This window comes from Vibrio quintilis, from assembly GCF_024529975.1.
Lineage (GTDB): Bacteria > Pseudomonadota > Gammaproteobacteria > Enterobacterales > Vibrionaceae > Vibrio > Vibrio quintilis.
Genome location: NZ_AP024897.1, coordinates 435,632 through 458,788, shown reverse-complemented (window position 1 = coordinate 458,788; position 23,157 = coordinate 435,632). Strand labels below are relative to the sequence as shown.

At 51.2% G+C, this 23,157-nt stretch carries 20 protein-coding genes; 7 read left to right on the top strand and 13 right to left on the bottom strand.

What is annotated here, in order from left to right; translation table 11 throughout:
- Positions 1-64: 64 nt before the first annotated feature.
- The gene (locus tag OC443_RS02195) at positions 65-1,081 is read right to left on the bottom strand and encodes an AraC family transcriptional regulator (protein WP_073579995.1); all 1,017 of its coding nucleotides are present in this window, start codon (positions 1,079-1,081) and stop codon (positions 65-67) included.
- Positions 1,071-2,063 (bottom strand): diguanylate cyclase domain-containing protein, encoded by a 993-nt coding sequence (locus OC443_RS02190; RefSeq protein ID WP_073579994.1) that lies wholly within the window; start codon positions 2,061-2,063, stop codon positions 1,071-1,073. Before OC443_RS02190 ends, OC443_RS02195 begins: the two co-directional genes overlap by 11 nt.
- Positions 2,064-2,406: 343 nt before the next feature.
- Here OC443_RS02190 and OC443_RS02185 point away from each other — a divergent pair, with 343 nt between their 5' ends.
- Positions 2,407-4,485, top strand: a complete 2,079-nt coding sequence (locus OC443_RS02185) for a phytase (RefSeq protein WP_073579993.1) — start codon at positions 2,407-2,409, stop codon at positions 4,483-4,485.
- A gap of 280 nt (positions 4,486-4,765) precedes the next feature.
- Here the strand turns inward: OC443_RS02185 and OC443_RS02180 are convergent, their stop codons facing one another.
- Complete coding sequence (locus OC443_RS02180) at positions 4,766-5,119, bottom strand: HMA2 domain-containing protein (RefSeq protein WP_073579992.1); 354 nt, start codon at positions 5,117-5,119, stop codon at positions 4,766-4,768.
- A 197-nt stretch (positions 5,120-5,316) separates the two neighbouring features.
- Between OC443_RS02180 and OC443_RS02175 the strand changes: the two genes are divergently transcribed.
- From OC443_RS02175 to OC443_RS02150, 6 genes are all read left to right on the top strand, one after another.
- Positions 5,317-5,649: an HMA2 domain-containing protein gene (locus OC443_RS02175; protein WP_200796884.1), complete on the top strand. Its 333-nt coding sequence runs from the start codon at positions 5,317-5,319 to the stop codon at positions 5,647-5,649.
- Positions 5,646-6,545 (top strand): hypothetical protein, encoded by a 900-nt coding sequence (locus OC443_RS02170; protein WP_083601520.1) that lies wholly within the window; start codon positions 5,646-5,648, stop codon positions 6,543-6,545. The genes OC443_RS02175 and OC443_RS02170 overlap by 4 nt, the downstream gene beginning before the upstream one ends.
- Positions 6,542-6,853, top strand: coding sequence for a magnetosome protein MamC (locus OC443_RS02165; protein ID WP_073579991.1), 312 nt, complete (start codon positions 6,542-6,544; stop codon positions 6,851-6,853). Before OC443_RS02170 ends, OC443_RS02165 begins: the two co-directional genes overlap by 4 nt.
- A complete protein-coding gene (locus OC443_RS02160; RefSeq protein WP_234976325.1) occupies positions 6,840-7,214 on the top strand; it encodes a YtxH domain-containing protein in 375 nt (124 codons plus the stop codon). Before OC443_RS02165 ends, OC443_RS02160 begins: the two co-directional genes overlap by 14 nt.
- Positions 7,207-9,267 carry a heavy metal translocating P-type ATPase gene (locus OC443_RS02155; RefSeq protein WP_073579990.1) on the top strand — a complete coding sequence of 687 codons (2,061 nt, stop codon included), beginning with the start codon at positions 7,207-7,209 and terminating at the stop codon, positions 9,265-9,267. Before OC443_RS02160 ends, OC443_RS02155 begins: the two co-directional genes overlap by 8 nt.
- Before the next feature lie 448 nt (positions 9,268-9,715).
- Positions 9,716-10,597: a hypothetical protein gene (locus OC443_RS02150; RefSeq protein ID WP_234976324.1), complete on the top strand. Its 882-nt coding sequence runs from the start codon at positions 9,716-9,718 to the stop codon at positions 10,595-10,597.
- An 88-nt stretch (positions 10,598-10,685) separates the two neighbouring features.
- On the opposite strand, the gene OC443_RS02145 is transcribed toward OC443_RS02150, so the two are convergent.
- The 10 genes from OC443_RS02145 to OC443_RS02100 form a co-directional block, all read right to left on the bottom strand.
- Entirely contained in the window at positions 10,686-11,576 is an 891-nt protein-coding gene (locus OC443_RS02145; protein WP_073579988.1) for a GH32 C-terminal domain-containing protein, read from the bottom strand.
- A 338-nt stretch (positions 11,577-11,914) separates the two neighbouring features.
- Positions 11,915-13,093, bottom strand: coding sequence for a hypothetical protein (locus OC443_RS02140; protein ID WP_073579987.1), 1,179 nt, complete (start codon positions 13,091-13,093; stop codon positions 11,915-11,917).
- Positions 13,083-13,772, bottom strand: a complete 690-nt coding sequence (locus OC443_RS02135; RefSeq protein ID WP_073579986.1) for an ABC transporter ATP-binding protein — start codon at positions 13,770-13,772, stop codon at positions 13,083-13,085. Before OC443_RS02135 ends, OC443_RS02140 begins: the two co-directional genes overlap by 11 nt.
- Positions 13,772-15,007: an ABC transporter permease gene (locus tag OC443_RS02130; protein WP_073579985.1), complete on the bottom strand. Its 1,236-nt coding sequence runs from the start codon at positions 15,005-15,007 to the stop codon at positions 13,772-13,774. The genes OC443_RS02135 and OC443_RS02130 overlap by 1 nt, the downstream gene beginning before the upstream one ends.
- Complete coding sequence (locus OC443_RS02125; protein ID WP_073579984.1) at positions 14,997-16,226, bottom strand: ABC transporter permease; 1,230 nt, start codon at positions 16,224-16,226, stop codon at positions 14,997-14,999. The genes OC443_RS02130 and OC443_RS02125 overlap by 11 nt, the downstream gene beginning before the upstream one ends.
- A gap of 4 nt (positions 16,227-16,230) precedes the next feature.
- Positions 16,231-16,977: an outer membrane lipoprotein-sorting protein gene (locus OC443_RS02120; protein ID WP_073579983.1), complete on the bottom strand. Its 747-nt coding sequence runs from the start codon at positions 16,975-16,977 to the stop codon at positions 16,231-16,233.
- A 198-nt stretch (positions 16,978-17,175) separates the two neighbouring features.
- Complete coding sequence (locus OC443_RS02115) at positions 17,176-17,469, bottom strand: Bor family protein (protein WP_073579982.1); 294 nt, start codon at positions 17,467-17,469, stop codon at positions 17,176-17,178.
- A 227-nt stretch (positions 17,470-17,696) separates the two neighbouring features.
- The gene (locus OC443_RS02110; RefSeq protein ID WP_073579981.1) at positions 17,697-21,002 is read right to left on the bottom strand and encodes a DEAD/DEAH box helicase; all 3,306 of its coding nucleotides are present in this window, start codon (positions 21,000-21,002) and stop codon (positions 17,697-17,699) included.
- Between the two features lie 257 nt (positions 21,003-21,259).
- Complete coding sequence (locus OC443_RS02105) at positions 21,260-21,577, bottom strand: hypothetical protein (protein WP_073579980.1); 318 nt, start codon at positions 21,575-21,577, stop codon at positions 21,260-21,262.
- An 11-nt stretch (positions 21,578-21,588) separates the two neighbouring features.
- On the bottom strand, positions 21,589-22,911 hold the full coding sequence (locus OC443_RS02100) for an NAD(P)/FAD-dependent oxidoreductase (protein WP_073579979.1): 1,323 nt from the start codon (positions 22,909-22,911) through the stop codon (positions 21,589-21,591).
- Positions 22,912-23,157: the final 246 nt, after the last annotated feature.

Sequence of the window (23,157 nt, the reverse complement as noted above, 5' to 3'; positions counted from 1 at the left end):
TTATAAGTGAGATATGGGCAACTTTTCCGGGAAAGCGATGAAAACGATGATTTTCAGTCGTGGATCACCCCGCCCAACGCCTGAGCGCCCGGCGGAAATTGCTGACATCGAAAAACTTCAGTTCTGAGGCGATGCGTTCATCATCAAAACCGTAAACAACGCGGAGGTAGCTGGCCTGCTGCTGGCGGACTTCGTCCAGTAGCTGACGATAGCTGGCTGAGTGGGCTTTCAGGTGGCGCTTTAAGGTGGCCGGGCTGATCGCCATCTGCCGGGCAAGCGCTTCCAGTGAAGGGGGTGTGGCTGGCGCAGCGCGGAACTGCTGACGAATCCAGCTTAACATGCCGGTGGCCGGTGCTTCCGTCTGGCTCTGTGCCAGGGCGTACAGAGCCGGGGAACTCTCCGGCAGCGACCGATCCAGCCATTGGGAAGGGAGTGACAACGCGGTAATCTGCTGGCCGAACTGCACCGCATCGCCCCAATACATCTGATACTGTTCCTGCCAGCCCGGTGCTTTCCAGAGCACCACGGCCTGCCACGGCAAAGCGCTGCCAAGCCGCCACCGGGCGAGTGAAATTACTGCCGTAAACAGGCTCTCGGTTAACCAGCGCAGATATGCGGTTCTGGCTTTATCGCTGAGTGCAAATGACTCACCAAACGGATCATCCACCAGCAGATAAAATCGGGAATCCGTTTCCCGGATCCGCAGTTGCAGCAGCGGAAAAAAAGTCAGGGCGTGCTGGCAGAGATTCTCCAGCAACACCCGCAGTGTTGGCGCATGCGTCAGCAGATGCGCAGGCGTGCCCAGTGCACCGGGAAACAACCGCTGACCGAAAACAAAACTCAGCGAGGGTTCATTCTCCAGCTGGCTGAGGTTCAGCGCCAGCCGGGCAAACTGCTTCGGGCTGATTTTCATCTCACCGGAAAACAGATCTTCATAAAAAATCCCGGTGCGGCGCAGTACATAGTGCAGGTTCAGTCCGCGCTCTTTAACCAAATCCAGTAACAGCGCCAGATGATGTTCAGCCGGGATCAGCTTTTGATCCCGTTCTGCACGGCGCTGTTGTCCGGTGTTACTGGTCATGCTGCCACCGGTACTGCGGCATACTGCCACCGGACTCGTGCGGAAAATCCATGGCGGCATCAATCAGCTGCCGGACCGCTTTCTGTGGCGAACGCGCCTCACCTCCCGGCACCAGTTTTGTCTGCCATGTCAGTGCGGCCAGCTCACCGGCAGAAGTGCAGAAAGAAAACTGACTAAGCTGCTGCTGAAGATGCTGCTGCAAGCGGGCAGCAACGATCTCATCGGTTGCTTCAAGCATCACCACATAACGTTGCGCCGCGTAATGACAGACCAAATCCTGCGGCCGGACGCTGATCAGCAGCAGCTCCGACAACGCGATATTCAGCCGCGTCGCTTCATCGCTGCCCAGTTCATGCACGAACCGCTCGGACTGCTGCATATCCAGCACCAGCAGCCAGGTCTGACGCCAGCGCTGCGGCTGCTTCTGGCTGATCGCCGCTTTGGCCTGCTGCAATAAAGCCTGATGAAGATAATCGACACCCGGCAGGCGCACGCCTTCTGTCACCAGCGGATTCCTGTTATTCATCTTCTGCCGCAACAGCAAATAGCTGGTCAACGCCTGTTGCTCTTTGCGCCACTGCCAGAAAGCGTAAGTCGTCAGTCCAAGGCCGAAGAACATATATTCCATGATGCTGCCGATAATGGTGTAAGACTGCAAACGGATAAATTCATCGATCAAATCCTGAGACAGGGCGATGATCATGCCGATAATCCCGGCTGCGAAATAACTGGTAGTACGCCCCGGTGCGCGGATCGACAAAATCAGCACCAGCCAGATCACCACCATCACCACCGAAGAACCTTCTCCGGCAATATCCACCCAATCCAGCTCTGCCCAGGATTTGACGTTGCCATTGGCGTAGTTGAGTGTCACCAGCCCCGTGAGCAACACCACCAGCCATACAAACCAGCGCCGGTGCACCGACAGCGCATAAGCAATATCTGCCAGCCGGTAACACAGCAGATTCCACCCTTTGTTCATTCGTTTACCATTCAATTGACATCTGATACCAACATCCGATTATGCGCAGATTGTGTGATACTAATTTGAAGCGGCGGCAAAAAAGTCTGAAAAGCTCACCCAACCGGCTCTCCGCCACAACAACCGCCACAAAAAGAGGGATGGCTTGGCCGGAAAACCATGAAGCAGCGTTGGCTGTCTCTTAGTCGCAAAAGCTCACCCACCGCAATTAAAACAGCTAACCTATTGATTTATAAGCCGGGATAAAAACAACTGTCACATCTTTGCAAAAAACCGCCACTAGTTTGCTCTGCGAATCATTCATGTGATGAAAATTAACTGAACATTTTCCGGAGAGAACAAAATGCGTTATTTAGCAGCCGGCACCTGCATTGCGGCAGCCTTACTGACAGGATGTAATTCATCAGACAGTGACCAAACCACCAGTGCGTCAAAATCACTGGTGACTTCAGTCACCGCCAAAACCAGTTATGAGGATATCGGTGATGCCGCATACTGGGTCAATGACAGCGATGCAGAGAAAAGCCTGCTGGCGGTCACACTGGAAGGAGACGGACTGGCGGTTTATAACCGTTCCGGTGAAGAGCTGATCCACCTGACCAATATTGAAACCACCGGCGCAGATATCCGTTACGGCATTACCTCTGAAAGCGGTGACTCAGTCGATTTACTGGCCGTTGCCCTGCCCGATGATAACGCCTTTGGCTTTTATGCCATCAGCTATGAGAATAAAGTACAGCTGAAAGATTTAGGCACCATCACCACTGACCTGTCGGCGGAAGGTGTGTGTCTGTATAAAAATACCACCAGCGGCGAGCTGATTTTAACCGGCATCACGGAAGACGGCACCGCCGCACAGTACAAACTGAAATATGACGGCAGTGAAATCAAAAGCGTGCTGAGCGATGATCAGGGGGCACCGGTTGCAGTGCGTAAACTGAGTGTCGGCGGCGAGCTGAGCGCCTGTATTGTGGATGATGAAACCTCAACGCTGTATATCGCTGAGCAGGATCTTGGTGTCTGGGCTTATGGCGCAGCACCGGAAGATATTAACTCCCGCCGTCTGGTTGACAGCATTGAACCATTAGGCGCTTTGAGTGAAATCGAAGGGCTGGATCTGGTTTATCTGGCGGATGGCAATGGTTATCTGCTGGCAGCCGATGAGAATAAAGGCTTAACCCTGTATGACCGTGACACATGGAAACTGGCCGCACAGATCACCGCCGAAGGTGTCGATGAAATCAAGTCACTGTCGGTTGCCGACGACGGTATCTGGATTGCCAACTCTGAACTGGATGAACCCCGCTATGAGAAGCTGACCTATGCCACACTGAACCAGACTGCCGGCATCAGCAGCATGCCGGTTAACAGCCCGCTCAGCCCGGCACACCTGAGCCAGTCCGGCGTGGCACTGGTGAAAGTCAGTGCGGAAACAGAAGCGGTCGCCAAAGGCGGTGATGCAGCCGACGATCCGGCATTCTGGTATAACGCAGATGCACCGGAAAAAAGCCAAATCATCGCAACCAACAAAAAAGGTGGCTTGATGGCGTACAGCCTCGACGGCACCGAACTTCAGTACCTGAAAGGCGGCAGACCTAATAATGTCGATGTGATTCAGTCTGTCTCTGACGGACAGGGCGGCACCCTCGCACTGGCAGCAGCCAGCAACCGGGATGCAAATACCATTGCGCTGTATAAAATTCAGTCAGCGACCGACACACAGGATCCAATTGTGGCCCTGAATGCTGTGGGCTCCAATGTCAGCAGCGAAGTATCGCAACTACTCTCCGGCGTAAATGAAGTGTACGGCCTGTGTATGTATCAGTCGTCTGACGGCACACCTTATGTGTTTGTAAACGGCAAAGACGGTTCGATTGAGCAGTGGCGGATTTCTGTATCCGGCAGCGATGTCTCAGGCAGCGTGGTGCGGACATTCAGTGTCGCTTCCCAGCCGGAAGGTTGTGTTGCCGATACCGAAACAGCTGCGCTGTATGTGGGTGAAGAAGACAAAGGTATCTGGAAATTCTCTGCGGATGAGTCGGCTGACAGCAGCGCAGAGCTGGTCGCGGAAGTGGACGGTAAAAAACTGGTTGCAGATGTCGAAGGGTTGACCATTTATAACGATGGCACGAACAAATATCTGATTGCATCCAGTCAGGGCAACCATACTTACGCCATGTACGATATCAATCAGGATCATCAGTATAAGGGTAGCTTTGCGCTGATTGCTGACGATGACAACGGACTCGATGGCGCCAGTGAAACTGACGGTATTCATGCGGTCTCGCTGAATCTGGGATCACAGTATCCGGCCGGGCTGTTTATCGCGCAGGACGGATACAATGTCAATGCAACTTACACGCAGGAAAATCAGAATTTCAAACTGGTTGACTGGCAGCGGATTGCAGCAGCGATGGAATAAATCATTTCAGCGCAGCAGATCAACAAACATCAGGCATTAATTCAGGTGAGCAGGTTCGCGGTGCAATATTTCAAAACTTATTTGCCATGGATGGCAAATCAGAGCTATAGGGAGATATTCATGCGTTTTTGAAATATTGTGCGGCGTTCCTGAGTCGCGAATGGGGAAATCCAGTTCTTTGTTTATTCAGTACTTTGTTCATTCAGTAATTTGCCAGCAAACAGAAACGCCCGCAAATCTGCGGGCGTTTCCGGTTTCTGTACATTTCATTAACGCTGATTTACACAATTAACCGGGTGACGGAAGGCACCACCAACCGGATAAATGCCAGCGCGACCAGTCCTTTTGCGACAGACTTCGTCCCTTTCACAGCAGCGTTTTCAATAAAGAACTGTTTCTGATCGACTTTGGTCCAGCCGTAGCCAGACAGCATCTCCAGCAGCGCTTCACATGAGATTTTCTGATGATCAAAGCGGATCGCCACAGAACCGGCATACACTTTGTGCTTCACCGCTTCTATCGCTTCCATTTGCTGCAGTTTCTCAATGTCTTGCTGAATCTGCTGCGGATTATTGCGGATAAAGTCAGAACGGACCCGGAGCCGCTGTTCTGTTTTATGGATAAATGTATTCATGGCAACCAATGCATATGATAATCAATCTTATTTTCAATAGTAATACCATTTACACGATAATGTAAGAGAAAGCAACCTATTTTTATTTTGGAAAATAAATCAGATAACGCCTCAGATCATGGAAACCGCAGATAATCAACTAAACGCATAAAATATAAAACCAATATCATATTGATGTGCTTTACAATCAGCGGGCTATGAACGAAAAGATAAATACAGTTTTAAAACTAAGGAATTGGGTTCACATTGCCCATCATATTCCGGGGAGAATCCGGCTGAAGTATAAGCTGGGAATTATCGCACATCTGGCACGATTCAATTCAGATGACATTGAAAAAGCACTGAGCAAGATTCCCGCATTCAAAAATTATACGTTAAACAGAAGTACAGGAAGTATTTTGATCGAATACGATCCTTCCGTTGTCGATCCAACACGTCTTGAAGCCCTGTTTTCTCCTGAAGATGTGATCGCGGAGCGAGCCTGTAATGACCTTGCCGAATGTCTGAATTTAAATGGAGTCAATCAATGAGTGACAACCCGCAAAACCCTGCCAATCAGGAAATTCCTCCTGGCATGTACGGGGTCGGCTGCCCGGTATATCCTCCGGCTTTCCCGCAACCCGGTATGATGAATCCGGCGATGGCCCACTATCATGCACAAATGCATGCTATGGCCCTTCAACAAGCACAGGCCTTACAACATCAGGCAGCACAATATCAGGCGATGATGGCTGCACAGGCCGGAATGGAACCCGCGACCGGGCAACCTCCTTTCCAGCCTCAGCAACCTCACCAACCACAACCACCGGTGATGACCCCACAGGCAAACGTCAATCCCGGTAACGGACAGCAATCATTTCAACAACCACCGTTTCAACAACAACCGTCTCAGCCACAACAGCAGCAACCCATGTTCAATCCGGCAGCACAGCCGCAGTCTGCTGAATATGCCGGACCACAATTTCAGCCTCAGCAACAGCCCCAACAATCTCCGTTTGAGAATGATCTGATGATGAAGCAGGGTCAGGCAATGCTTGAAAACGCATTAGGTGAAGAAGACGCAGGTTTATTCAAAGAATTACTAGGGAGTTTAGGTATGAACGATAAAGAATTCTGGAAAGGCGCATTAATCGGTGCTGCAGCAGCGCTGGTTCTGGGTAACGAAAATGTCCGTAAAGGCATCGCCGGGCTGGTCACAGGCACCGGTGAGAAACTGAAAACCGGCGGCTCTGCGGTTAAAGATACCGCGGTCAATACTGCATCGTCAGTCAAAGACAACGTGAGTGCCGGTGGTGAAATCTTCCGTGATACCTATCAGGCAGGTAAAGCCGGATTCAAAGACTCCGTCGAACGTCATAAAGAATCCAGACAGCCTCAGCCGGAAGCCGCAGGTGAACCTGAAGCCGAAGCAGGATCAGACATATGAGTAACATCCACGATGAGCTGAGCCCGGCCAGCAGAGCCATGCTGGTTGGTGCGATCATCGGCGGAGCCGCTTCCGTCGCCTCACAATGGAAAGAACGCCAGCGTGGAGAAATCAGCCCGAATCAGTTCGCCACCAGTGTCACAAAAGACACGCTCAAAGCCGGAGCTATCAGTGGCGCAACCACATATGTGGCGGGAAAAATGGCGGGACAGCCGGTCCTTTCGATGCTGACCATTCTTGCTGCCGGTGCCGCCGGCGTTTATATGTTGGAACAGAATCAGGAGAAAAAAACCAATGAGCCAGGATAAACAATACCCTGAAAACTATCAGCAATACCCTGAAACTTATAACCAAAACCCGGGAACCTTTTATCAAAACCCGCAAAATCCTTACCAGACTTATGCGGCACCCCAAACACAGCAGCCACAGGACGGCACGACGTATAAAACCCAGAACACGACCACACATCTGATTATGGGTGTCGTGGCAGGTGCCGCCGTCACCTATTTACTCACCAATAAAAACGTCAGAAGCGGTATCGCTTCGACCGGTGAAAAAGCCTGGTCTGCCGTCCGAGGTGAAGTCGAGGAGTTGAAAGAACGTCTGGAAGATACGCAGGCAGAGCTGGAATATTACCGGAACTTACATAAAGGCGACTCAGGTGATTAGTATTCAACATTCTTTTCCCGGACGTATCCGTTTTAAATCACGGACGCTGATTCAACACCGGGGAATCGGAGACTGGATAAAACAAAGCCTGATCGCCATTCAGGGTGTCCGGGAAGTCCGGGTCAATGAATATGCAGGTTCAGTGGTGGTTGAGTTCGATCCACAACTGCTGGACTCAGACACCATTCAGGCCCGGATTGCGGCCCTGAACCTGCGCGAAGCAGAATACGCAGACTCTGAACATCAATATACCCGTGGCGATGTGGCGCTGAATCTGATTGGCATTCTCTCTGCCATTTTACTGCCGCAGCACCTCGGTGCGCTGACAACCGCAAAGCTGATCGCACCGTCGTTGCAGACCGGTTTGTCCGAACTTAAAGACAGAAAACTCTCGGTTGAAGTGCTTGATGCTGTCGCGCTCGGACTGTCTTTCTGGCGGGAAGATTACCGCACCGCCATGGTTACGCAGAGCCTGATCAGTCTCGGGGAATATATGGAGCAGCGAACCTGCCGTAACAGTGATCGCCTGCTGGCAGATTTGATGACCCCGCAGGACACCCAGGTCTGGATGATCGATGAAGACGGACGCAGAGAGCAGCGTCATTCTTCCCGGCTCAAAGAAGGCGACCTGATCGAGCTTTCTCCCGGTGACGCGATCCCGGTTGACGGTCATATCGAAGACGGCATGGCCTTAATCAATCAGGCCTCCCTGACCGGAGAAAGCGTTCCGGTCCGCCGCGAAATCGACGCACTGGTTTACTCCGGCACGTCGATTCATGAAGGTCAAATCAAAGTCCGGGTTGAGAAAGTCGGCAGTGAATCCACCACAGCCCAGATTGCGAAGCTGATTTATGATTCGCTGTCTGAGAAGAGTGAAACCCAGCAGATCACGCAGGAGATGGCTGACCGGCGGGTGAAAATCACCCTCGGTATCGGTGCGGGTGTATTTATTCTGACGCAGGATATCAACCGGGTGGCTTCTGTGTTCCTGGTCGATTACTCCTGTGCGCTGAAGCTGAGCACCCCGGTGACCTTCAAGTCAATCATGTTCAGGGCAGCGCAAAACGGCATCCTGCTGAAAGGCGGCAGCGCGATTGAAAAGCTGGTGAAAGTCGATACCTGTGTGTTCGATAAAACCGGTACGCTGACTTATGGTGATATGGAAGTCACGGATATTGTCTCTTTCAGCAGCAGCAACAGCGCCCGGGATATACTGGCGATTACTGCATCAGTAGAAGAGCACAGTAATCATCCGCTGTCTCAGGCGATTGTCAATGCAGCCCGCAATCATAAGCTGCCGCACATCGATCATGGTGAAGTGGAATACATCATCGCCCACGGGCTGAGAACCACGCTGAATCATCATGGGTTGATCATGGGCAGCCGGCATTTTCTTGAAGCCCATGAAGACGTTGATTTTTCACCTTACGAAGATCAAATCACCGAATATGAAGCGATCGGACGGCATCTGTTGTTCATCTCTTATGAAGGCGAGCTGATCGGCATGATTGGTCTGCGGGATCACCTGCGCGAAGATGCATTTGAAACCCTCGAACAGCTGCGGGAACTGGGGGTAAATCATCTGGTGATGATCTCCGGTGACAGAAAGTTCAAGGCGCAGAAGCTCGGCGATGAAATGCATTTTGATGAAGTGTACGCAGAGGCCACACCTGAAAGTAAATCCTCGATTATTGAATCACTTCAGGCGCGCGGTCATACCGTCATGTTTGTAGGTGATGGCGTTAATGATGCCCCGGCATTAAGTAAGGCCGATATCGGTATTGCCATGTGTATGGGGACAGAGCTGGCAAGGCAGGTCGCTGATGTCGTGCTGCTGCATGATCAGCTCAGCAGCCTGGTCGAAGCCCGCAAACTGGCGCAGATGGCGATGTCCGTGATTCAAAGCAACATCAAAATTGCAGAGTATGTCAACAGCGGCATCATGCTGGCAGCGGCGATGGGCTGGCTCTCACCCACTATGAGTTCACTGCTGCACAACAGCACCACACTGGGCATTCTTGCCCGGTCAGTCGCGGTCAGGCATTCCGGATAACAATCTCCGGATAGCATGCCCGATAAATTCATACCTGATCAATAAGGATCCACCAAAACCAGCCTGATCATCAGGGCTGGTTTTTTTTGACTCACAGGTTGTTCTGGCGAACGGGTTTCCTGATGAGCTGTTTCCTGATCAAATCCTCCCTGATCAAATGCTTTCTGATAAACGGTTTAATGAAAGGATTATACCCAAGCAACCTGAAGATGCATGATTCAGGTTGTTTGGGTGTATATTAAATTAATTTCATAAAATTAACACACCTCCAACGTATCCCTGAACATCTATACTCATACTGTACGGTTTATCACCAGTAATGACACAACCGTTGTATCTCATCGCGCAACACCATCACGCGAGCGATATGGAGGCCAATATGAAGAGAGACAATCTCACACGCGGAGCTTTACTCTGCAGCCTGATATGCCTGTCAGGGTTTTCTGATATGTATCATGTCACGGCAAGTTTCACCTATGCTTCAATGGCACTCCGGAATGATGCTGAACTGCATTCCGGCCGGATTCATCCGAAAAGCCAGCCAAGTCCGGGCTGGACGCAGGGGGCCGCGATTGTTCAGGGGATTCCCCGGGGAGACAGTGCACCGGCATACTGGGCCAGTGACATTACCGACCCGGCGCTGACGACATCCGCACCGTGGCACGCAATCACTCTGTGGGTCACTATATTCGAGCAACAGGATAATCTGGTCAAACATGTCCGGGTAAAAATGAAAGAGGGAGATATATGGCTGCTGCGTTCAACCGATGGCAGCAACGATCCTGCCACAGCAAGATGGGAAAATATCACACCGGCACATCAGGCCATCAGCTGGGCCGCCTACTATTCTTCCGACATGAAGCAGTTTATCGCGGACACGCCTTATCGTATTGCAGCTGATAATCTCAGGGAATATCAGTTACATCCGCAGGGTTTTCCGGTTCATGGCGGCACCGATATCATCAGTTTTGATGCAGACAATATTCTGGCGGCGTTTGTCAGAGTCAAAGCATGGCTGGTACCGGAAAATGATGAGGAACCGGCAAGTATCCGAAATGCAAAAATTCTGATCAGTGTCGGCGCCGACTATTATCCTTCGGCAGATTTGTCCGTCGCTGAGGGCAGTTTTGCCGATGCCAATTATTTACCCGGTGTGGGCGGCAGCCGCTTCCAGTACCTGAGCCTGACACCCACATGGTTTTATATGGGCACCGTCGCCCCGGATGATCTGTCGATTGTTGACAAAAGCAGCCCGTTTTATCAGTCCGGCGGTAAAACTTACCTGACCAAAGCAGAATGGATGGCAAACCCGCCACCGGTCGGCTATTAAAGTTCTCAGCAGAAAGCCTGACGAATAAGCCTTAGCAACAATCCTCACCAGAGACTCCGGCCGGAAAACCAGCATTGAAAAAGACCGGTTAAAAAATCAGGTGCGAATGCTCCCAGATGGAATGCACCGACCAAACCGATATTTTTTTCAAAACAGATGCGCCACCATAGCTGAACAGTTTCATGCCGGTATCGGATAACTGCGGAAAAATCTGCCCGGTCAACAGGACGTCTCCGACCCCGGAAAAAACCGTCACTGAAGACATATCCACCAGAATCCGTAATTTCAGCACACCCGAATTTAATTTCACCTGTGTCTCATGCTTTGACGGAAGAAAACCGGCAAACTGACGATGTCTGGCGTGGTGACTATCAATATAAAGACGTTCCGTCACCGCATCATAACCAATCACGGCAACCGCACCGGCCTCACCTGAGCGGATCTGAAATCCGACTTCTCTCGCCATCTCCGGCATAATCTCTGCTTCAATCTCAAATACCGGCACATCAACCTGATGATCCTGCAGTAAGGTAATGCCCGGTTTAATTTCAAGCGACTGCTCTGAGTGATACAACAAAGAGTCTCTTAATCCACTTAAACCGGATACCGGCGTGGGTGTCAGACTGACCCGGCCATCAAGGGTTTTCAGGCTGATTTCACGGGCGGCCGAATCAGCACCGCACCAACGTGCTAAAGAGGACTCTTTGATATAATTCCGCTGATTCATCCAACCCTGCCAGAAATTCTTCTCTTCCTGCGCCGGATTCCAGGATACGGCATTCAAAGCATGGTGATCATGGTAGCCCGGATAACGGGCTGAGGTTATCTGCCCCGGATATTCCGGCCAGTGAAAAGCGGCACCGAATTTATCAACGGCAAAGCTATTGGCTACAATAGCACTGACAATACCTGTAACGATAATAAAGCAGAAATACCTGACTGCTGTGTTTTTGAAGCTGACGATTGATGATATGTCCATCTGACGAATCCCTGATATTATTTTTATTGGTTTTATACCCAAGCAACCTGAAGATTCATGCGTGCAGCCGAAAGGTACTGTTCAAGGAAAGGGAATGCAGGAATGGACCCACCTTTCGAATTCTCTTGACACAGAGATGTGCCTTTCAGCTCACCCTGCGGGTAAGTTTGGGTATATTTATTGATTACACGGAAAGTGAACCGATTCAGCCGCGGAAAACTAGCACAACAAAAGTATTAATCAACGTGCATATTAAATATCTGTGATTCTCTGCTGATAAAGCGGGATTCCTGATGAGTGATTACTTTAAAGGCGTTAAGTCGCCCAGCCAGATCCGGTTAAAAATTCCAGCGGATCAATCCATAAAAAAGCGCCTGCGGATGCTGCCCGTACACACTGCTGTCAGCACCGCCAAAATACTGAACGCCGCTGTGCAGTTGCCAGTCATCTGCCAGTGAATACTGACCAGAGAAACTGAGATAAACCGAACGATCCTGATAATAAATCCCGGCGAAGGTCAGCCGCAGCAAAGCCGACAGATCAAATCCGGCTTCACCATAATAACTGTGGCGGGAGAAACTCAGCCTGCGGGCGCTCAGCGACTGATTCAAAAACGTGGCAGCACTGAAAACATCTTCGGCATGAGAGAGATACAACCACGCTGCTTTGACCAGCCAGTTATTTTCACCGGCAAAGCTGTAATCTGTTTCCAGCGTCGAAACCAGGGTTGATTCAGTCTCTTTGCCCTGCCAGTGGCAGCGATCCGGCTGAAACCAACTCAATTCTCCCCGAAAACCGGCCCCTTTGATATCTCCGGCAAACCCGGCCCCAAGCACATGATCCAGCCCGGACTTTCCACCCAGTAACTGTATGTCCCATCCGTTTGTGCTGAAGAACCAGCGGCCGGAATAACCCGTCAGTTCACTGTTTTTATTGGGGTTATACGCCAGCTCTGCGCCGCTGGCATAACCGGTTTTACGGCTGATCAACAATGCATCCGTTCCCGGACGTTCGGCATAATCGATCTCATACAAAGAGTAGGCATTAAAAATATCATTCGGATTCCAGATTGTGGCCATACTCCAGTTGATCCGCTGTCGCCCGCCCTGCACCTGCCAGTCCTGATGGTTCCACGTGAAATACAAACGATCAAGCTGACTATTACCCACCGAACGGCGGCCTTCATGCCAGTTGGAAGAGAGATCAACATATCCGTTATCCTGTGTCACGGATGCCGCATAAAAAGGATTTTTTGCGCTGTCGCCCCATATCAGCCGATTGCGCATTCCGGCATTGAGCCGCAGCCCGGCATCAAAACGATATTCAAGATTCACTCGCTGGTGCAACATGTGATCAACGCGATGCGGTTGATGTTCCGGATCAGAGAGCGTCGCCCGGTAAGTCACATAACCGGACAGATCCCAAGCTTTTTCCGGCGTCAGACCGGGAATCGCCGCTTGTGTAATGCCGCTCAGCAGCGATATCAGGATGATCAAAACCCGGATCTCAGCGATCATTGCGTTGATCGTCCTTTAACTTGCCATCTTCAAATACAATCACGCGTCTGGCCCGGGTGATCACCCGTGGGTCATGGGTGGAAAATATAAACGTAATACCTTCTCTTTCATTCAGTTGCTGCATGATGTCGAGCAACCCGGCAGTACTCTGCGCATCCAGATTGGCGGTCGGTTCATCCGCCATGACAAACCGCGGACGCGACGCCAGTGCTCTGGCTACGGCAACCCGCTGCTGCTGTCCGCCCGATAAACTTGCCGGCCGTTTGTTCTGCTGCTCACTCAATCCGACCTGAGCCAGCAATGCTGTGGCCCGCTGACGACACTCAGCATCACTTTTCCCCTGCAATTGCATCACGAACTCCACATTCTCCAGTGCCGTCAGTACCGGCAGCAGGCTGTAGTCCTGAAAAATAAATCCGATGTGATCGCGGCGAAAAGCGCTCAACTGCTTTTCACTCAATTCACTCAGGTAACAACCATCGATACTGACTTCACCAGACGTCGGATGATCCAGCCCGCTCAGCAGATTCAGCAATGTGGTTTTCCCCGAACCGGACGGCCCCATAATCGCAACAAACTCACCCGGTTCGATGGTCAGATCGAGCGCTTTCACCGCCTGCACCGGAAAATCGGTATTCTGATGATATGTTTTACATAACTGACTGATTTCAATTGCCATTAATGTTTCTCCGCCATCGCTTCGACCGGGCGCTGTTTTAAGATCTGCCACGCCGGATACAGAGCAGCAATCAGGGCTGACAGGACCACCGTGACAAACATCGCCAGATATTCCGCCGCCGGGACTCTGGGATACAGCACGGTATCAATCCCGTAGGCACCTAAGCCTTCCGCCATACTCCCCAGCGGCAGACCGGTTTGCTGCAACAGGGCGATCAGAGCGCCACATCCCGCGACACCCAGCATTCCGCCACACGTCCCCAGCCAGAAACTTTCGAGCAGAATTAACCGGAACAGGCGGGGTTTCTCCATCCCGATCGCCATCAGCACCCCAAATTCCTGCGTGCGCTCGAACACCGACATCAACATCACATTAACGATGCCTAAGCCCATCGCCAGCACAAACACCCCCAGAATAATGGCAGAACTTGTCCGGGTCGTTGCCAGCATTGACGCCAGCAAAGGTTGTACCTGCGTCCAGTCCTGCACCAGGTTTTGCGCGGAAGTTCCGGCTGCGATTTGCGCCCGCAACTGCGCCAGAGGCAGCAGGTTATCGACCTGCCCGGCCTTTACTGCCAATACCGCAATTTCATGCACGCCGGTCATCCCGGCGATTTTCTGCAAATCATCCCGCCGGACGAAAATATGGTTATCATCAAACTGACTGGACGGGGTCTGAAAAATCCCGCGCACCCGGAATGCCGCACCTGTCACTTCTCCCCGGCCGTCGGTAAAGGTCAGTACTACCTTGGATTTCAGTCTTAATTTCAGCCGTTTAGCGATTTTAGCCGATACCAGCACCGGCTTTTTCCCCTGCGGTGACAACCATTCTCCCTGAACCATACTGCCCGCCAGCGGGGTCAGCTTTTCTTCGGTGGCAATGTCGACTCCGTTAATCCGGACGCCTTTGGAACTGCGGGCGGAACCAATCATCCCGTCAATCAGAAACCGGGCCGAGAATGCTTTGACCTGCGGGTGACGGGCCAGTTGCTGTTGCAGCGTCTCTGCATCGTCAATCGTCGCCAGAATATCCGGATTCTTCACGTACTGGCGGTGATGAATCTGAATATGGCTAATCTGCCAGTCAATCGCGTTATGGGCCATGTTATCGAGCATGCCGGACATCAACCCGGTGATCACCACTGCGCCCATCACCCCAAACATCATCGCCCCCAGCATGACACCGGTTCGCAGTTTGTTGCGCCACAGATTGCGCCATGCCAGTTTAATGAGCATGGGAGCCTCCTTTCAGTCCGCCAACGATGTTCAGCCGAAAGATCCGCCACAGCGGATACACCAGACAGATCGCCAGCAACACCATCACGGCGATCACCTGATCAATCACCAGCTGTGGATCAAGCGACACCGGCAGGATCGGCTCGAACCCCGATTCCAGCATCATTTGTGCTGACTCGCCGGTCATCTCGATGGGATGAAACCAGAGATAAATCAGGATCGGCGTTGCGACCAGCATCCCGATGACAATGCCCAGCCCGGCCAGCAGCAGGGATTCAATGCTCACCAGCCGCACCAGCCGTCCGCGCGACATGCCGGTCGCCAGCATCACGGCAAACTCGCGCTGGCGTTCAAGGATCATCATCAATACAGTCGCAAACAGGGCAAAACCGACTATGCCGTACAGCACATAGATCATGAAAATTCCGCTGACTTTATCCATCAGAATCTGCTGCGCCAGCTCAGGCGACAGATCCTGCCAGCTACGTACATTAACCTGACTGCCGTAACCGGCCTGAAGATCGGTGATGATGTGTGGAAGTGCCGCCAGATCATGAGTATGCAGCACCCAGGCACTGACCTGATCACCGGTACTGTACAGGGTTTGCGCTAATTTCAGCGGCATATAAACCAGCTGCCGGTCCAGCTGCGGCATGGGAAAATGCAGAATCCCTTTGACCCGGTAAACCCCGGCAGCCGTCTGTCCGCGGTAGCCCTGACCATAAAGAATCATCTCGTCACCGACACTCAGCTGAAAATAGTCCGCCAGCCCCTGCCCAATCATGATTTGATTATCACCGGCTGTCAGAAATGTCCCCTGCTTCAGTTTCTGGCTGAGGTTCGAATAACCGTCTTCCAGTTCAGGAACGGCACCAATCACCATCACGCCTTTAGAGTGTTCACCTACCGCTGCCAGCGCGAAAGATTCAAGACGCGGCAGCCGATCAGAGATTTGAGGATGTTCCCGCACCGGGCGGATGAAAGCGTCTGATGCCGGTAGCAAGTCATCAATACTCAGGCTGTCGGCATAACCGGGGTTTTGCAACTGAATCAGACCGGTATAGAAGCGCGCCACATGGTCAATCCCCAGCGCATAACTGCCTTCCTGTAACGCACGGGTCAGCAGGGAGAGCAGCAATGCCAGCGCCAGCGCCGAAGCCGTCAGCATGGTGCGCCGTTTTTGTCGCCAGAGATTGCGCCACGCCAGCCGGACTAACATGGTGTTACTCCCGCAGCGATTTCATCTGACTGAGAGAGAAGAAGCTGGTGTCGATCGCAAAATCAAACCGGGCTTCATGGGTGACAAACTCGGTTTTATAGCCCGGTTTATCGGCGGGATACATTTCCATCCGGCTGGCAACCATGCGCCCGCCCATGTTCCGGATATCAAAGGTTTTCATGGTATTGACCAGTTCTTCAAATTCATCAAAAAACTTAACCTGACGTTGCAGGTAAGTCCGGGTGGAAATCCACAGCCGGATCCGGCTCCAGACCACAGGTGAATCCGGTTTGGCGATGGCATCAATCACATAAGTCATCTCACCGTCAAACAGCTCCTGCTTCACCAGTTTGTGCCGGTAGTCGACCACAATCGAGGACTGATTAATCAGATCATCATTAGTAAAATCAGAGCCCATCCAGGACTGGCTGAGCATCGAGGGCGCGATTTTAATCACCCGTTCAATGGCGGGAATCCAGTTCCACATGTCGCGGAACCGTTTTAAGGAAGCACTGCCTTTGTCTTTTGCCGGAGAGGTCACCAGAACCAGCGAATAATCCCGGCCTTTGGTCCAGCTTTTCATTGTCATACTGCGGGTCCATTCCGGGCGGACAATCCGCATCGTCGCAACACTATAGCTGGATTGCCCCTGCATCTGCCGGTCAGATTTATCCACGATCTGAGTGGCCGTTTCTGCGGACACAGACAGTAGCGGCAAAAGAAGAAACAGCAAAGCAATCGCAAATCGCATGATGATTCCTGCATATCCACAAGTTCAGGTTTTATGATAGTTGGAATCGCTCTGAATGAACGTTATCTCACCAGCGAATTTGATGATTTGAGGTTAATTTATCGGAGGTATGAATGAGTTGACGATACAAACAAAAAACCTGCAGCAGGCACAACAGGTTTTTTCCGTTCAGAATATTTTAACCATTGAAAGCAACCACTACATTTTACAGTAAACTTTGGCATCTCTTGGCGTATAGATACCAAAGGTAATCACACCTAAAAGTCCGTTAATAAAGGTTTGCTGTGCTTCGACTTTAATCACTTTGTCTACGCCACCACAGACTTCAGCCGCATTCGTTTCCTGCTCCTGACCAATACCATACACAAAGAAATGCTGAGATTTTTGAGAGGTTGGAACTTCGCCATTACTGCCGTTCACCAGAAATGTTTGTGCAGAACAGCCACCTAACAAAACTGCACATAAAATTGCCGGAAGTATTTTTCTTTTCATATTGAACCCTTGTGATCATCATAAATTTAATTTTTCAGGGCAGCCTGGAGGAACTGAGCTCAGGTTGCCTGAATATAATATTAGATGAGTTTCACAAAAAAGTGCCTGAAAGACATTCAGGCACTGAGTTACTGAAAGAGAGGACATTTAATAACGCTGCCGGATAAATTGTAAATAAATATGTCCGGATAAGCCGGGGATTATTTCCCGGCTTATCCGGAAATCACTTAAACCTCTGCCACTGCTTTGCTATCTTCTTCTTTCAGCAGCATTTGACACAGTGATTCAACATACGGTTTGTCCTGCCAGATGGTCGCATCCCCAATCACAAACAGATGATGCCGGGCGCAGGTCAGCGCTACGTTGATCAGATTCGGATGCGCAGTAAACCATTCTGCGCTGTTGCGTTTTTCAATGTCACAGCCCAGCAGCAGGATAACCGTCTCATTCGACTGTCCCTGAAAATCACTGATGGTGCCAATATGACGACGAAGAAAGTAGTCCAGTGTATGCTGGTCCCAGCCAAGCGCTTCCCGCAGCGTGTCACTGTTTTCTGCCAGATAACTGCGCACACCGGAAACAATGGCTTTAAATGGCGACATGATGTAAATCCCTTCCACCGTTTCCGGCTGTGCTGCCGCCTGACGGAGCAGCGTCAGCGTTTCTGCGCCCACAGATTCTTTATACTGTTTATCAGTGCACCGGCCTGGTGTATGAATCCAGCGGTTTTCTCCCAGCACCGGATGTGGCCGGACTGTCATATTTTCCCCCTGACCCGGAATTAACCGGTCATGGTAAGCAAACTGACTGGCAAGACTGAACATCGGTTCCGCACAGCCACGGTGCACCCATAACGGAATGCCGATCCACTGCGGTTGACCCGCAACGTTCAGCGTACAGCCGTAAGGATTGACCCGATCAGCAATTTTCTGCAATGACCAGCTGGCCGGATCCCATGTTTGCCATTGTCCGCCCAGATCGCCGGACAACTGCGCCTGAATCAACTGTGGCGGCGCGATCAACGGTGGCTCAGATTGCAGCGGGTCGCCAATCACCAGTGTGCGTTTTGTCCGCATTAATGCGCCAATGGCCGCTTGTGGTTCTGCCTCTCCGGCCTGCTGAATCATCAACCAGCCCAGAGATTGCTCCGGCAGCGCGGCAAACATCCGGCTGAAAGCCGGTAAAGAAAGCGAAATGACAGGAGTCAGCATAAACAGCATCTGCCACAAGGCCAGCGGATTGAGGTTTTTCTGCGTTACCGGAGCGCCGGTTAACAGGTTTTCCAGCTCACGGAACTGCGCGGCAAATTGCCGGTTATCCAGCGCTTCCATCAGCCACGCCTCATGTAAAGTCATGGCAGTGATAAACACTTCTGAACGCAACTGATTGGTCTTGCGGTTATGCCAGAAAGCCTGCTGCTGTACCTGCGGATCCGTCATTCGCAGATCATCACCAGGCAGTTTGCATTCCTTCAGCTGTTCTTTAATCTGAATCAGCACCTGCTGGTTTTCCACCAGATCAGCATTGATCGCTTCATACTCACGTTCAATCGCCACCTGATGATGTAAATTCACGTCCTGCTCATGCTGATGGATTTCCGCGGTTTGCGTTTCATCATCCAGTTGTCGCTGTAACTCTGCCAACTGGTCGAGCTGCTGCTGCAAACGCTGCTGATATTGCTGGTTAGAATCGAGATTGAATAAACGGGCAAAAAAGCCCGGCTGCTGTGGATAAATCGCTTCCAGCTGAGTTTGTCCGGTTTCAATTTCCCGCTTCAGGCTGACTTTGTTTTCTTCATGGGCAGCCAGAGAAACACGCAGTGTCGTTTCGGTTTGCTTCAGCCCGCTGAGCTGTGCTTTAAGCGATGCCTGCAACTGACGGTTTTCTTCCTGCACCTGTTGCAGCTCTTCGTACTGAATAAAACTGCTATTCAGTGCTTCATACCCGGCCAGTGCATTCTGAAACTGCTGCTTTGCCGTCTTAAATGACAGGCCGGTATAGCGTTGTTTATATTGCCAGAGATTCAGATGATCGCTGGCCGGGTCTCGTTCTGCCGGAGGTTCTTTCTTCCAGAAATTCTCCTGAAAAGCCCGGTCGCAGAAGTCTTCCCGTTTTTGTTTAGTGCCCAGAACAGCGGCAATGGTACTCCAGACCCGTTCATCCGGATTTTCAACCGGTTGCAGCCGGTTTCTGTGTCTGGGCGCATTCATCTGATGCGCAACCGGCCTGAAGCAGGCCAGATCCCGGTAACATTTCGCCAGCGACGTCACCCCGGACAATTCCCGGGTCAGCTGCTCTGCTGTGTGGTAATGCGCCGATGCCAGCACCATTTCAAACCCGGTCAGCACCGGATTCAGAAAGCCCTCTTTCGTCAGGCCCTCAGCAACATCGTCAAACCCGGCCAGTACTTTGGCCCGGGCGACAACATTTTGTGCCACCACATTTTGCACCACTGCCGCTGAACCGGTGCCCGGCGGACTGTTGACTGAGATTAGACCTTCTTCGGCCAGTGACTTAAATGTCGCATTGACCGTAAACTGCTGCATAAATGACAAATGTTCAGAGATATCAGACGGCCAGCGTCCCGGCGGTGTACAGCCAGGATGAAAATGCGCCGCAATCAGCGACAAAGCTTTGTCCTGATACAGGTCAGCATAACGTTCCGGCGCTTTACCCAGAAATTGCATCAGCCCGGCACCAGCCGTTCCCCGTTCGATACAACGGGCGGCACGCTCAATATCCCGCAGATAAGCGGAATTGAGAATCGCAAGCGGCGCGGTGTCCTGTTCCGGCTCATCGTCAGGTGAATGTCCGGCAAAAACACGCTTGCTGAATTGTAAATCCGGCACTTCCGGCTGTTGAGAAAATTCCATCTGGAACAAATAGTCAGATTGAGCGCCAGGCAATACCAAATCCTGAGGATCTAATCCGGCCCACTGATACAAGGCTTCCACCAGTGTGTGAATCGCCTCTGAGTCGAGCACTTTTTTCCCCGGACTGGTTCGCAGCGGCGGCAGGCCAAACTGAATACGGCTCATCGCCTCTTTGAGCTTTTCATTATCCGCATCAAATAAAGTCAGGGAAAATTCGGCGCTCTGCTGATGCAATAACTGCCCTATCGCCCACGGCAGGGTACTGACAGACAGAGTCTCAAACAGGGGAGTTCCATGCTCATCCAGCGTCAGTTTCGCAAAGCAGCTCCAGCCTTCCCGGTCCAGACGCTGCGCCGTTTCCTCATCGCTACGCGGATTAAAGCCGAACTTTTTCTCCGCAATATGACTGAGAACTGCCCGATCAAACAATCCAAGATACAGGGTATATGTGGTTTTCTTATAGGTATCGATGCCCAGGCGGGGTTTGAGCTGAGTGGCAATCCACGGCAACAGAAAATTCTGCTTTTCATTTAATTCACCGGCTTTGATCGCCACCGACGGGACCGGCGATTCTTGAAGATCCGGCACGGCATAAGTGCGGAAAAATTCAACCTGATTCCAGGCTCTGAGTACCTGAGCTGCTTCTTGTTGGGGGGCCATTAACCTAACCTGAACTGATAATAAAAAAAACTATACCTAAACAACCTGAAGATGCAGCATTCCGGTCATTTGGGTATATAAAGAAATAAAAATAGTACGCGATAACAGACGCAGATGAAAAGTGAAACCCAAAAAAAGAGAACTGTATTCAACGAATGATTAGTCCCGTAAACACCGGACACCAGCTCGCGGGGACAACTGCCCGGATTTCAGGCAGTGTTACTGCTTTGTTGTCAGGGGCTGTGGTTCCGCCAGGCTCAGCCAATCCCACGATTCAGCGGCCTGAGTATCAGCCAGACATATACACTGATCCCGAGCATGATCAACACCAGCGCAGCCCAGTCAGCTATCGTCACAACATAACTCAGTTGTGACATCATCAGAGAAGGGACCGCAAGCCCGGTCAGAATTCCGACGGCAAGGCTGACAAGCAGATGCATTCCGTTCCCCATCAAGCGGTAATCGGGCGGAATGAACAAAAACTCGCACACCGGGAGCATCAGAAACAGAGCCAACACCCAGAGATAAGGCTTCACACTATAAAATAAAACGATCAAAATACTTTCAACAGGCATGTGTCACCTCCTTAAACCGCACCATGAAGCATGGCGTAATAGGCCGGTTGCAGCATTTTTTCCTTCATCATCCAGACCAGCCAGGACTCTTCTTTCGGCGAAATAAACGGAAAAGACGGCAGTAATTTCCCGCCATAACCAAACTCAACCAGCACCGCTTTGCCAACGGCAGTTATCAGCGGGCAGGACGTATAACCATCATATGTTGCAGTCAGCTCCGAACCAGCCAGAAAAGCCCGTACATTGGCTTCCACAACCGGCGCCTGTAGTTTTACACTGGCAGCAGTTTTTCCGAATGGAGTACCGGCCACATCACCGATGGCAAACACTTCCGGATAACGCCGGTGCTGCATACTGTACTGATCCACTTCCACCCAGTTACCGGCCATACTGCCTTCCTGCCAAACCAGTTCACTGTTCCGGATAGCATCCGGTGCACTCATCGGTGGCACCACATGAATAAAGTCAAAGTCCAGAGTTTCCTGCACACCATCCGGTTGGGTAAATGTGGCTTTCTGCGCCGGGCCGTCAATTGCCGTCAGTACCCGGTTATCCAGAAACCCGACCTGCTGTTGCTGCCAGCGTTTGAGCACAAAATCATTGTAATAAGGGATGGAAAACACTTTTTTGTCATAAGGCGAGACAAACCGGACATCATAGTTCTCTCTCCGTCCGGTTTTCTCAAGATGATCCAGCATCAGAAAAGTCAGCTTCAACGGCGCACCTGCACATTTAATCGGTGTATTGGATAAGGTAAAAATTGCCTGTCCGCTGTTTTTATTAATATAAGACCGGATCATCTGATACGTTTTGGTCGCCGCTTCGGGGCCGGCATAAACACTGCCGATACCATGCTGACCAATCAGCGCCGGTGACATGCCTTCTATCTCCTGATAATTGAGCTGACAGCCGGGCGCGACAATCAAAATATCATAGGGAATTTTCTGACCATTCATCAGCTGAACGGTCTTATTATCCGGGTCAAACTCACTGGCGTTATGCCGGATCCAGGTTATCCCCTCAGGCAGCCAGTCAGAAGTCGCCGTGACCACCTTTTTCTGTTCCCATAAGCCAGAAGCTACCAGCGTTAAACCGGGTTGATATATATGCGGAATCCGGGCACCGGCTACGGTAATTTTCGCGCCGTCAAGACTTTGAGCAAAACGGTTTGCCATAGCAATACCAGCCGCTCCGCCACCAATGATTAAAACTCTGGCACGGGTTTTCAGCTTTTCTTCTGCCATACCGGGAACCGGTAGTAACCCGGCGGCGGCGGCACCAACACTTAACTGCAAAAACCGGCGTCTGTTCATCCCATTCCATGCATGACTCATTGGCAAACCCCAACTAAATAATCCATTCCGATAATAATTAAATTAGTCATTAAATCAGAATGATGATGATATATTGTTCACATAACGCTCTTTTTAAGACGTCAGTCTGATATAGAAACAAAATTATATTGAAAGGAACCATCTATCACAGCTATAGGTAATATCAATTAGTCTCAAAGACAGCACATACATTAGCATTATCTATATTAGATTTATCTTAAATAACAATTCTGTCTGGTTTTCCGG

Excerpts from the sequence above, each read along its gene's own strand:
- OC443_RS02195 (WP_073579995.1), bottom strand. The coding sequence starts at position 1,081 with ATGACCAGTAACACCGGACAACAGCGCCGTGCAGAACGGGATCAAAAG.
- OC443_RS02190 (WP_073579994.1), bottom strand. The coding sequence starts at position 2,063 with ATGAACAAAGGGTGGAATCTGCTGTGTTACCGGCTGGCAGATATTGCT.
- OC443_RS02185 (WP_073579993.1), top strand. The coding sequence starts at position 2,407 with ATGCGTTATTTAGCAGCCGGCACCTGCATTGCGGCAGCCTTACTGACA.
- OC443_RS02180 (WP_073579992.1), bottom strand. The coding sequence starts at position 5,119 with ATGAATACATTTATCCATAAAACAGAACAGCGGCTCCGGGTCCGTTCT.
- OC443_RS02175 (WP_200796884.1), top strand. The coding sequence starts at position 5,317 with ATGAACGAAAAGATAAATACAGTTTTAAAACTAAGGAATTGGGTTCAC.
- OC443_RS02170 (WP_083601520.1), top strand. The coding sequence starts at position 5,646 with ATGAGTGACAACCCGCAAAACCCTGCCAATCAGGAAATTCCTCCTGGC.
- OC443_RS02165 (WP_073579991.1), top strand. The coding sequence starts at position 6,542 with ATGAGTAACATCCACGATGAGCTGAGCCCGGCCAGCAGAGCCATGCTG.
- OC443_RS02160 (WP_234976325.1), top strand. The coding sequence starts at position 6,840 with ATGAGCCAGGATAAACAATACCCTGAAAACTATCAGCAATACCCTGAA.
- OC443_RS02150 (WP_234976324.1), top strand. The coding sequence starts at position 9,716 with ATGTATCATGTCACGGCAAGTTTCACCTATGCTTCAATGGCACTCCGG.
- OC443_RS02145 (WP_073579988.1), bottom strand. The coding sequence starts at position 11,576 with ATGGACATATCATCAATCGTCAGCTTCAAAAACACAGCAGTCAGGTAT.
- OC443_RS02140 (WP_073579987.1), bottom strand. The coding sequence starts at position 13,093 with ATGATCGCTGAGATCCGGGTTTTGATCATCCTGATATCGCTGCTGAGC.
- OC443_RS02135 (WP_073579986.1), bottom strand. The coding sequence starts at position 13,772 with ATGGCAATTGAAATCAGTCAGTTATGTAAAACATATCATCAGAATACC.
- OC443_RS02130 (WP_073579985.1), bottom strand. The coding sequence starts at position 15,007 with ATGCTCATTAAACTGGCATGGCGCAATCTGTGGCGCAACAAACTGCGA.
- OC443_RS02125 (WP_073579984.1), bottom strand. The coding sequence starts at position 16,226 with ATGTTAGTCCGGCTGGCGTGGCGCAATCTCTGGCGACAAAAACGGCGC.
- OC443_RS02120 (WP_073579983.1), bottom strand. The coding sequence starts at position 16,977 with ATGCGATTTGCGATTGCTTTGCTGTTTCTTCTTTTGCCGCTACTGTCT.
- OC443_RS02115 (WP_073579982.1), bottom strand. The coding sequence starts at position 17,469 with ATGAAAAGAAAAATACTTCCGGCAATTTTATGTGCAGTTTTGTTAGGT.
- OC443_RS02110 (WP_073579981.1), bottom strand. The coding sequence starts at position 21,002 with ATGGCCCCCCAACAAGAAGCAGCTCAGGTACTCAGAGCCTGGAATCAG.
- OC443_RS02105 (WP_073579980.1), bottom strand. The coding sequence starts at position 21,577 with ATGCCTGTTGAAAGTATTTTGATCGTTTTATTTTATAGTGTGAAGCCT.
- OC443_RS02100 (WP_073579979.1), bottom strand. The coding sequence starts at position 22,911 with ATGAGTCATGCATGGAATGGGATGAACAGACGCCGGTTTTTGCAGTTA.